This is a genomic window from Apilactobacillus nanyangensis (genome assembly GCF_016861915.1).
Classification (GTDB): domain Bacteria; phylum Bacillota; class Bacilli; order Lactobacillales; family Lactobacillaceae; genus Apilactobacillus; species Apilactobacillus nanyangensis.
The window spans coordinates 1-11,668 of sequence record NZ_BOLX01000023.1 but is presented as its reverse complement, the minus strand read 5'-3'; the positions used below and the strand labels follow the sequence as shown (position 1 = coordinate 11,668).

Genomic DNA, 11,668 nt, shown 5'->3' with positions numbered 1-11,668 from the left:
CTAATTTTAATTCTTTAGAAAACATAAAAGAACCCCTTAGGTTAGATTTCTCCAACTCAAGGGGTTCAGTTCACTTACCAAATTGGTAAGTCCTTTTTATTTTGCTTAATTCATCATTTCATCAATGGCAACCGCCATACGGCGAACACCTTCATGAATTTGATCTGCTTTCATGTTGGAGAAGTTCATCCTAAATGTTCCTGGAATTACTTCGTCAGGATAGAATGGTTCACCAGGTACAAAGGCAACGTTATGCTTAACACAGTTGTTAAATAGATCCATGGTATTAACGTTTCCAGGTACTTCTACCCAAATGAACATTCCACCTTCTGGATTACTATGCTTAACCCCTGCTGGGAATTGTTCATCAATTTCCTTTAACATAAGAGATGCACGTTCATAGTAAACGTCTGAAATTGCCTTAATATGTTTGTCTAAGTCGTTGTCTTCCATGTATTGAGCAACGATAAATTGTGATAAGTTATCTGAATGTAAGTCGGCAGATTGCTTCATAACAACGAACATATCGATAAATTTCTTATCAGCCACAATCCATCCTAATCTCATCCCTGGGGCTAAGATCTTCGAGAATGTGTTCATGTACACCACAGTTCCATTCTTATCAAAGTGTTTAACTGGTGGTACAGCAACACCTGAGTATCTGATTTCACCATATGGGTCATCTTCTAGAATGGTTACACCATGTGCTTCGGCTAATTCAACCATTTTAGCACGACGGTCAGCAGTCATGGTACGACCAGTTGGGTTTTGAAAATTAGGAATTGTGTAGATGAACTTAGCATCTGGATATTCGTTTAACTTTTCATCTAAGACGTCCATCTTCATTCCGTCTTCATCCATATCAACACCAACAACTTTAGCTCCATAACTTCTAAATACGTCTAACGCACAAAGATATGTTGGTTTTTCAACTAAGATAACGTCACCTTTATCAACCATCATCTTAGCAACTAAGTCAATTGATTGTTCTGAACCTGTGGTAACACAAACATTATCCACAGTAGTTGTTACCTCTTTGTTGGTTTGCATTCGCTCAACAATTAATTCTCGCAAATGCGGATTACCAATTGCAGCCGTATATTGTAATGCTTCAGCACCGTGTTGTTCAAAAACTTTATCAGCAGCCTCATGCATTTCTTTTACCGGGAATAATTCGGGTGCAGGTAGCCCACCAGCAAATGAAATGATTTCTGGATCACCAGCTACCTTTAAAATTTCTCCCACCACATCATTATCTACATTCGGTACACGACTTGAAAACTTGAAATCCATACAAAATCACTCCATTCTTAATAAAAAAGTTAACGCCTAATTTAGCGTTAACAATAATATAGTACTGTGAGATTAAAATTTCAATAGTTTTCTAATCATTTTCTAATATAATTATAAATTATCCAGCAAAAACGAGGTAGATACATAATAGAAGAATAATTATTTCAATTATCAGCAAAATAATGCGATATAAGGACAGTTCTTCTCTTTTATGGGTAAATATGTATGTCGTGTACATAAGAACCATTAGAACGCTAATAATTCCGGCTAAGATAAATCCAACAATATACATTACATTTGATCCACTAATTCCACTAATAATAAAAATGAGTGGAAAAATGTATAACGCTATATTTAATAATACTTCCTTAATAATTGTTTTCAATCTAACTACTCTCCCCTAATTAATATATCAACATTTATCATTGATAAGCTTCATCGAATTGTTTTAATAATAACATGACAAATGTCGTATTTTTTTAATTTTTTTCAAATTTTTTATTGTCAGAATAAATATCATCATTTATAATAAACATTACATATTCAAGTCATCCCACTAGATGTTGCTCGTTATTTAGCTATTATTTTTTCGCAGCATCAGAAGTGGACACATATTATAAAAGGAAGTCATCAACCTACCGATGACTTCCTTTTTTTGTTATCCAACGTGATTTTCTTTTAGAATCATGGAAACTTCTTTTTCCATTTCTGGTGTCTTTTCCCATTCTTCAAAATGATCCATGCTTTCATCAGGCATTTCGTAGTTTTCGTTAATGTAGTTCTCGTAGTTAATAACATGTTCTGAGTGCGGAATATTTAGTTGCAGAATACGAACTTCTTTAATGAAGCCACGTTCCGCTGCCAGCTCTGCCCTTCCGTTTTGAACCATGTTACTAATTTCCATGTACTTTGTGCCATCTAATCTAGTAATTTGTTCAATTAAATCCAATGTTTCATGACTCTTCATTTCTTTAGCCATATTAATTTAATCTCCCCTCGCAAAAAAAATCCGTTCAAAGAAAACGGATTTTTTTATTATTTAATAGTTGCCTTTACTGAAGATGTTTTTTCAGTCTTAGCCTTTTTATGATGTTTCTTGGTTTTCTTTTGGTTATCCTTAGCAACACCCTTTGGTAATACTAACTTCTTAGTTGGTTTTACGATTGATGCTGGGTGTTCTGCGATGTGACTTAATGGATGACCTGAGACATTAACTAAGCAGAAGAATAAAGTAGCGATAGTTACTAACCAAGTAAATAGAACAGATGTCTTTGGCATCTTTTCACTAATTACTGATCCGTAGAAGCGCTTCTTTACAGTAGCTGCAACATGCTTATCATCAGGATGTTGAGATTGTTCTTCTTCAGTAACTTGTCTTTGGTATTCATCGATATCAAAGTCTTTTTGAATTTGTTTTTGTTCTGCTTCAAACTTAGCCTTATCCTTCTTGGATAGCTTCTTGAACCATTCAATAAATTCACGGTATTTAGTGGTTACTTCTTGTGTTTCACCAATCATTCTTAACTTACCGTAGTTAATCCATGCAACACGGTCACATAGGAATTCAATTTGTTTTAGTGAGTGAGAAACGAAGATGATTGTCTTACCTTGTTCTTTAAAGTCAGCAATCTTGTCCACACACTTTTGGTAGAAAGTATCATCCCCAACAGATAAAGCTTCATCAATAATCAAGATGTCTGGGTTAATGTGTACGGCAATTGAGAATCCTAGACGTGATTTCATACCTGATGAATAACTCTTAACTGGTTGATCCACGAAGTCACCAATATCAGCAAAAGAAACGATGTCGTCCATTAATGCATCGATCTCTTCGTTAGTTAAACCTTGCATTAGTGATTTTAGTCTAATGTTTTCTCTACCAGTTAGGTTCTTTCTTAGACCGGCACTAATGGCAACGATTGAAGTGTCACCCTTTACGTCAACATAACCAGTTGTTTGAGGAATAATTCCTGAAATAATGTTAGAAATAGTTGACTTACCTGAACCATTAACACCAATTAAACCTAGTGCTTCACCAGGTTTAACTTCGAAAGATACTCCCATTAGTGACCAGAAATGAGGAACATCAGTCTTAATTGAGAAAAATGATTTTAATTTATCAGCTTGTGTTTTGAACAAATCGTACTCTTTAGTTACGTTTTGAACCTTAATCTTATAATCTTCAGTCATTCTTTAATACTTCCTATATTTTATTTCGATTTAATCATTATAAAACTAACTACTAATTATATCAAATTAATAAAAAAGTAGTGACTTAGCGGAAATCCAATAATTCTTATGATTTAAAATGATACGATACCAAGTAGTATGGTACTCAGTTCTAATTCCCTTTAAGTTAACGCTAACCTTATAATCCTTTGGCACTTTTACTTGAGCCCATGATGTCTTTTGGACATGTTTATATGTTCCTGGAATATGGTTATATAGTGAAAACTTACCATAGTTATTCAAGTAGGCATGTCCTGATGCCTTTGAATAAGTAGACTTCTTAGCGGTTGTTTTCTTTTTCTTAACAACCTTTTTAGCCTTCTTCTTGGTTACTTTCTTTTTGGTAGTCTTCTTAACGGCCTTCTTCTTTTCAGCCTTTGTATAGGTAATACCATCTTTGTTTACCCATACATTGCCCAAATTGGCAATATGAATACGATACCAAACGTTTTCCTTACCATGATAATTATAAGTGGCAATTTCATTTACATTGAATGTCTTACCCTTATAACTATTTGATGAACCAAGTTCCTTAGCTAATGTTGGAGAGTTAAATACATTACTGTATAGGCCTTTGTTAGCATGACTTAACTTAATCTTACCACTATCTTTTCTGATATTAATAGTTGGAAAATCAATTGCCTTACCACTTACCCAATAACTCTTGGCATTTTTACTGGTCTTAATACGGTACCAATTAGTACTTGAACCCTTATAAGTACGAACAGCTGAACTGTCGACGTATACGTTACTTCCCGCCTTTAGATGACTAGGCCATTTGCTAGTGACATTCTTTTGGGTAGTATCCTTAACATGGGTGTACATGTTGTAATTGGTAAAAGTAGAAGATAATTGGAAAGTTTCTAGCGCATTACCATATGTATAAGTAGCGGTCGCTAGTGTCTTCTTTGGTTTAGCAGGTGTTTGATTGTTGTTATTACTATTATTAGTACTTGGTGTAGTATTGGTTGAAGATGTATTACCATCTAATGAAGTTAAATTATAAGTATTGATTAGGTTAATCAATTTAGAGGCGTAGCTTGGATCAGTCGCATAACCATCCTTTTGAATATTAACTGCGGCTTCGATTCCATCCTTGGATTGTGACTTAAATACGTTTGCATAACGGGAGTTTACAGTTAAGAATGTTGCATATCCTTGAAGACTATCCATAATACTGTTGTAACTCTTGAAGTATGCATAAGTGTTGTAAGCTTGTCCATTTGAATTGTATTCAACGGTCTTTAGCTTAACACCAGTGTTATCAAACGATTTAATACCAAACAAGTTGTTACCAACCTGAGTTAAGTAACTAGTCCCATATCCACTTTCCAGTGCTGCTTGTGCCACCATTGTGGAAGCATATAGATTATTGTTATTGGCAATAGTTTGCGCAACTGGTGAAATCGTAGAAATAAAATTGTCAGCGGTTAATTGTGAACCCAACAAGTTATTAATCCCATTAACATTGTTTGCATTCACTGTTGCCGCATTGACATTATTATTATTACCATTGTCTAAACCATCTGCATGTGAAACATAAACGTGTCCAGCAGAAATAACTGCACTGGCACTCAGGACATACAATAAAGATTTGACGATCGGTTTTCTTCTCATAATTATTCTCTCTCCATTAAAATATTTTTTCTTCTCTCTTATCTCTTTACGCCTCTTCGGCTTGCGCTAAGACGATTTTGTTGTTCCTTAAACTTATTAAAAGTCTTGTCAGCCTTAGCTTGTTTATTCGAATTGTTTTTTGTTTTCTTGGTAAATTTCATCAAAAACACTCCCGGTTATAGATTATAACATGCCAGCACTAATTTTTATAAAATCTTATAAGAAAAATTAGTCTCTTTTTAATTTTAATCAAATAAAAAAGAGTGCCCTAGGCACCCTTTTAATCATTAAATTATTGAACCGTAACACTCTTAGCAAGGTTTCTTGGATGGTCAACATCTAATCCCTTGTTCAAACTAGTGTAGTAAGCCAATAGTTGAGCAGGAATAACACTTAATAGTGGTGTTAATAATTGATCAACATCTGGAATAACGATATCATCATTATCTTTAGCAAGTGATTCGGTAGCAATAGTGATTGCCTTAGCACCACGAGCCATAGTTTCTTCCAAGTTACTTCTAGTCAAACCAGCAGTATTTGATTGAGTAATAATACCAACAACTGGTGTGTTTTCTTCAATCAAAGCAATAGTTCCGTGTTTTAATTCACCTGAAGCAAATCCTTCAGCTAGAATGTATGAAATTTCCTTTAGCTTCAATGATGATTCTAGTGAAACGAAGTAGTCAATTCCTCTACCAATGTAGAACGCACGGTTAGCATTTACAAAGTACTTCTTAGAAATTTCGTTAATCATTTCCTTTTCATCAACGATTGATTGCATACCAGTGGCAACGAAACCTAATTGTTGTTTCAAGTTAAAGTCTTTAGCAGCTTTAATTTCTGATGATTCACCTAATGCCTTAGCTAGGATAGCTTCAACAGTAATTTGTGCTGTGTATGCCTTAGTTGATGCAACTGAGATTTCTGGACCAGCATGAAGTAGTAAAGTGTAGTTTGATTCACGTGAAAGTGTTGAGTTAGCAACGTTAGTAATTGTTAAACTCTTGTATCCTAATTGGTTTAGGTTAACTAAAACTTCACGACTATCTGCAGTTTCACCACTTTGACTTAGGAAGATAAAGAATGGTTTCTTTGAAAGTAGTGGCATGTTGTAAGCAAATTCTGAAGAAACGTGTACTTCAGTAGGTACTTGTGCCAACTTTTCGAATAGTTCTTTACCAACTAAACCAGCATGGTAACTAGTACCAGCAGCAATGATGTATAGACGATCAGATTCTTTAATTGAGTCTAATAGATCATCTTCGATTACTGGATCACCATTTTCATTTAGGTATTCAGCAGAAAGCTTTCTCATTACGTTTGGTTGTTCGTCAATTTCTTTTAGCATGTAGTATGGGTATGTACCCTTATCAGTGTCACTAGCATCGATATCAACGTGGAATGGTTGTCTATCAGTTACGACTTCACCATCTTTGTTTTCGATAGTTACAGAATCTGGTTTAACGGTAACAAAGTCACCATCATCCAATTCTAGAAAGTCATGAGTAACGTTTAGCATTGCTAGAGAATCTGAACATACAACGTTGCAATCTTCACCAAGACCAATTAATAGTGGACTCTTGTTCTTAGCAACGTAGATAGTGTTTGGTTCTTCTCTATCCATTAATTGGAATGCGTATGAAGCACCCTTTAATAGTGATAAAGTCTTCTTAAATGCTTCCTTAGCACTTAAGTTTTCAGATACAGCGAAGTAATCAACTAATTGAACAACAACTTCAGTATCAGTTTGTGAAGTAAATTCAACATCACTTAGGTATTTTTCCTTTAGGTCACGGTAGTTTTCGATAACACCATTGTGAACTAGGTAGAATCTCTTGTCTTGTGAGAAGTGAGGATGTGCGTTTTCAACAGTTACTCCCCCATGAGTAGCCCATCTGGTATGCGCAATCCCTGCACTTCCGTTAATCTTCATATCGTTTACGGCGTCTCTTAGATTACTAATCGCACCGGTTCTTTTTACAAGGTAATCCTTCTTACCTTCATCGTTTACGTATAATCCAGCAGAATCATAACCACGATATTCTAGCTTTTGTAATCCATTAACTAAAATATCAACGGCATTTTTATTCCCTGTTACACCAACAATTCCACACATATTATATTTTCCTTTCACTCTTTATTTATTAATTGTTTTAAATAAAATTATATCTTTTTTATCATTTTCGACATATTCTAGATTACAAGTTTTAATTATCAATGTCAATTGATAAATATCAAATTGGTATAGTTTATGCAAAAAAATTGAAAAAAGCGGCATATTGGTATCAATAAGCATAAAAAGAACAAATTTTTTAATTAAATTGTACTCATTTTAGACCATTTCAAAAATTGGTATGGACAAATTACGGGGGTGAAAAGACAATAAAAAAAGCAATCTAATTAGATTGCTTTTAATTTTTTATTCAATTCCAAAACGTTCTTGAACAACGTCTGCAATACGTTTAGTGTAGCCATCTACTAGCTCTTGTGTTGGGGCTTCAGCCATAACACGTAGTAGTGGTTCTGTACCACTAGGACGAACTAGGACACGACCGTCACCGTTCATTTCTTTTTCAACGTCTGCAATAACAGCTTTAACTTGTTCATCGGCTTGAGCACCGTCTTTATCACTAACCTTAACGTTAATTAGTTGTTGTGGGTACTTAGTTACTTCACCGGCAAGTTCTGATAACTTCTTACCAGTGTCTTTCATTACATGTAGTAATTGAAGACTGGTTAATAATCCATCACCAGTAGTGTTAAAGTCTAGGAAGACAATATGTCCTGATTGTTCCCCACCTAGGTTGTAACCAGATTTGTTCATTTCTTCAACAACATATCTGTCACCAACTTTGGTTTGAACATTGTGCATACCATTTGCTTCCATTGCTTTATACATACCTAGGTTACTCATAACAGTGGTTACTACAGTGTCTTGTTTTAGACGGCCATGATCTGACATGTATTTTCCACAAATGTACATAATCTTGTCACCGTCAACTAGTTCACCGTTTTCATCAACGGCTAGACAACGGTCACCATCACCATCAAATGCTAGCCCAATTTCAGCACCTTGTTCAACAACCATCTTTTGTAATTGTTCTGGGTGAGTTGAACCCACTTGATCGTTAATGTTAATTCCATTTGGCATAGTTGCCATGGTTTCAAAGTCGATGCCTAAATCAGCGTATAAACGTGATACTAGATTGCTTGTTGCACCGTTTGCTGAATCAACACAAATCTTCATACCTGATAAATCATCAGGAACGGTTTGTTCTAGGAAACGAATGTATTTTTGACTACCTTCTGAGTAGTCATCAACACTACCAAGACCTTTGGCTGATGGACGTGGTAAATCATCCTTATCAGCTTCAAGAATTGCTTCAATTTCTTCTTCCAATTCATCTGATAGCTTGTAACCATCTGAACCAAAGAACTTAATACCATTGTATTCTGCTGGGTTGTGAGAAGCGGTAATCATAACACCAGCGGCAGCACCTTGAGTTCTAACAAGGTATGCAACACCTGGAGTTGTGACAACACCTAGTTGAAGAACTTCAATTCCGACTGATAGTAGTCCGGCAATTAAAGCACTTTCTAACATTTGACCAGAAATTCTTGTATCTCTAGCAACTAATACTTGTGGTTGTCCTTCTGCTTGGCTGTGCTTGGTTAAAATATAACCACCGGCACGTCCACATTTGAAAGCTAGTTCAGGGCTTAAATCTTTGTTAGCTACCCCTCTAACTCCGTCTGTTCCAAAATACTTCATAATTTTATCTCCATTCATCATTCAATTGCTTAAAATCTATTGTGGAATAACTGTTACTTTGATGTTCTCAGGATCGAAACCAGTAACATTATTTAGGATCTTATCTAATTCCACATTAACCACTTTCTTTGATGTAATTCCAGAAACATCAACATAAGCGATTACCTTATCAATTGAATCTAACTCTTTTTTATTGCCAAAAACCTTCACCTTATCATTATCTGATGTTAGTTCGTATTTTTGGTTGCTAGATCCATTTTCAACTTTTAACTTTAGTGGAACATTTTTGTTATTCCCACTACTAATTGGCAAGTTAACAGAAGTTGTTGATGGCGTCAAGATGACGTTAACAATTCTACCCTTTGCATCTAAAGCTTCTAAAACAGCTGAAGAGCTTACAGATTTCTTGGTATTTTGTGGAATGCTTAGCTTAGCAATAACTTGCTTAATCTTAGCAATTTCATTAGCAGCTCCGGTCACTTTAACCTTACTGGTACCAAGAACCGGTTTGCCGGCTGAATATCCATCAGCAATATTAGCTGATTCATATTGTGCTTTTACCGGAAATTCGACTGTTTTTCTAGGTTGAATATTAACGTAAATGTAAGCAGGATTGATATAGTATCTTAATTCATTGTTTAATCCATCTTGGTACAAACGAACCTTATGAGTTCCAACACCTAATCTTGAAAGATCAGCATACACTTTAAAGTTTTGTGTATTCACCGTAGTAGTAACCAATGCTGTTGGTCCAACAATTTTAACAGAAACCTTTTCAGGATATCCAGTAACAAAGTATTTGCTGTTATCAACATTTAATTGTAGCGGAACTGAAATATTTGCTGACTTGTTTGAAGTCAATTGAGTAATATCTTCAGAGCTACCGTAGTTACTACCTGAACCAAAAAGTTTTGATTGGTTAACATAAGCAAATAATAAGATGGCAAAAATCAATGCCAATAATCTTAGGTACCATGGGCTATTAAACTTCTTCATTACTTTTGCCCCCCTGTTGATTGCTTGATTTTGTCAAACCAATTAAAGATGGTTGTAAATAAGTTCTTATTCATTGAATCTTGCTTAGTAATCAATTGATCACGTAAGAACTTCATATAGTCTTCCTTATTCATTCCACGTAACAATTCATTATTCTTAGTAATTGATACTTCACCTGTTTCTTCAGAAATAACAATGGTTAAAGCATCAGTCACTTCAGAGATACCAACTGCTGCACGATGTCTAGTTCCCAATTCTTTTGGAATTAGGTTACTTTGTGACAATGGTAGGTATGCAGCTGCAACGGCAACACGATTGTTACTGATAATAACAGCACCATCATGCAATGGTGTGTTTGGAATAAAAGTATTAATCAAAAGTTCACCGGTAATGTCTGCATCTAACTTAATTCCAGTTTCGATGTAATCTTCCAATCCGGTATCCATTTGAATAGTCATTAAAGCACCAATTCTACGTTTTGACATATATTGGATGGCTTTATCAAGTTCCAAAATCATCTTTTCATTTTCAACATTTTGGTTTTGTGCGTGTTTAATAATTGAACCACGACCTAGATGTTCTAGTCCACGTCTAATTTCAGGTTGGAAAATAACGATAATCGCGATAACTCCCCAGTTAATAACCTGGTCAGTTAAGTATGAAACGGTGGTAAATCCAAAGATTACACTGACAATTTTCACAACAGCAATTACTAAAACACCACGGAATAATTGGACAGCTTTTGTGCCCTTAAGTAAGATAATTACTTCATAGATAATAAACCAAACAACTAAGATATCTAAAAGGTTACTTAGTGTTAGGATGTTACTCCAATTGATTCCCATACCTATTCCTCCATAATTTCATTCATACTCTATATTATATCACTCATTTTCGTTTATTTTTAGCATTATCATTTTTGATAGAATTTTTAAGTAATAATCATTCAATATTTACTGCTTAAGGTTTAAAATAGAGATAATAATATTTTGAGGGGTTCAAATCATGTTTAAAAACACACGCTGGCAAGTACGCCTATTTTTCGTTTTGTGGATAATATTCTTATTAGCGTTCGCAAGACCACCTTTTGAATTTTTAGTATTAAATACTTTCTTGGGTTACATCCCCATTGAACTGAGTTTAGAACTAACCAATAAATACGTTGAAAAGTCTTGGATTTTTTGGCCAATCTTCTTCTTATGGTTAATATTCTATCCTAACGCACCCTATCTACTAACAGACTTGTTCCATTTATCACTACTTCAACCCTATGGAACTAACGGACTATTAAGATTATCCGCTCATATGTGGATGAACTACTCATTTCTAATGATTAGTGCTTTAGGATGCTCAATGCTTGGTTTCTATGGATTATTCCAAATAGTTAACCGTTGTTTTGCATTCTTTTCTATCCACTCTAAAGTGGCTAAAGTATTGCTAATATTTGCTTTAAACGTTATATCATCAATTGGAATTTACGTTGGTAGATTTCTTAGATTCCACACTGTCTACTTAATTTTCTCACCACGTTTTGTGATCAAACAATTAACGGAAATGTGGACATTGAAAATGTTATTCTTTGTTGTCATCATGACAATCGTCCAATGCTTAATTTACTGGATTTTCTACTTAACCCTAACAGATGTTAAAGACGAAAAGGAATAATAAAAAGACAGCCTTATGGTGCACTGCACCCCAAAGTTTGTACAAAACTTTGGGGTGTTTTTGTGTCTAAATATAAAGTAGAAGATAAATTAAATG

General features: G+C 34.7%; 8 protein-coding genes and 1 pseudogene. 1 reads left to right on the top strand and 8 read right to left on the bottom strand.

Annotated elements, in window-relative coordinates; genetic code table 11:
* Positions 1–105 precede the first annotated feature (105 nt).
* The 8 genes and pseudogenes from JUD45_RS06915 to cdaA form a co-directional block, all read right to left on the bottom strand.
* Positions 106–1,293 carry an aminotransferase-like domain-containing protein gene (locus tag JUD45_RS06915; protein WP_138726374.1) on the bottom strand — a complete coding sequence of 396 codons (1,188 nt, stop codon included), beginning with the start codon at positions 1,291–1,293 and terminating at the stop codon, positions 106–108.
* 658 nt (positions 1,294–1,951) lie between these two features.
* Positions 1,952–2,260: a hypothetical protein gene (locus JUD45_RS06910; RefSeq protein WP_138726382.1), complete on the bottom strand. Its 309-nt coding sequence runs from the start codon at positions 2,258–2,260 to the stop codon at positions 1,952–1,954.
* A gap of 185 nt (positions 2,261–2,445) precedes the next feature.
* Positions 2,446–3,483, bottom strand: a pseudogene (locus JUD45_RS06905) (ABC transporter ATP-binding protein); the annotation flags it as partial.
* 66 nt (positions 3,484–3,549) lie between these two features.
* A complete protein-coding gene (locus JUD45_RS06900) occupies positions 3,550–5,139 on the bottom strand; it encodes a glycoside hydrolase family 73 protein (RefSeq protein WP_203619900.1) in 1,590 nt (529 codons plus the stop codon).
* A 292-nt stretch (positions 5,140–5,431) separates the two neighbouring features.
* Positions 5,432–7,255 (bottom strand): glutamine--fructose-6-phosphate transaminase (isomerizing), encoded by a 1,824-nt coding sequence (gene glmS / locus JUD45_RS06895; protein ID WP_187155692.1) that lies wholly within the window; start codon positions 7,253–7,255, stop codon positions 5,432–5,434.
* 303 nt (positions 7,256–7,558) lie between these two features.
* Entirely contained in the window at positions 7,559–8,911 is a 1,353-nt protein-coding gene (gene glmM, locus JUD45_RS06890) for a phosphoglucosamine mutase (protein WP_138726378.1), read from the bottom strand.
* Positions 8,912–8,947: 36 nt separating this feature from the next.
* Entirely contained in the window at positions 8,948–9,907 is a 960-nt protein-coding gene (locus tag JUD45_RS06885) for a CdaR family protein (protein WP_138726379.1), read from the bottom strand.
* Entirely contained in the window at positions 9,907–10,752 is an 846-nt protein-coding gene (gene cdaA / locus JUD45_RS06880) for a diadenylate cyclase CdaA (RefSeq protein WP_138726380.1), read from the bottom strand. Before cdaA ends, JUD45_RS06885 begins: the two co-directional genes overlap by 1 nt.
* 160 nt (positions 10,753–10,912) lie before the next feature.
* Here cdaA and JUD45_RS06875 point away from each other — a divergent pair, with 160 nt between their 5' ends.
* Positions 10,913–11,572 (top strand): DUF1361 domain-containing protein, encoded by a 660-nt coding sequence (locus JUD45_RS06875; protein WP_138726381.1) that lies wholly within the window; start codon positions 10,913–10,915, stop codon positions 11,570–11,572.
* Positions 11,573–11,668: the final 96 nt, after the last annotated feature.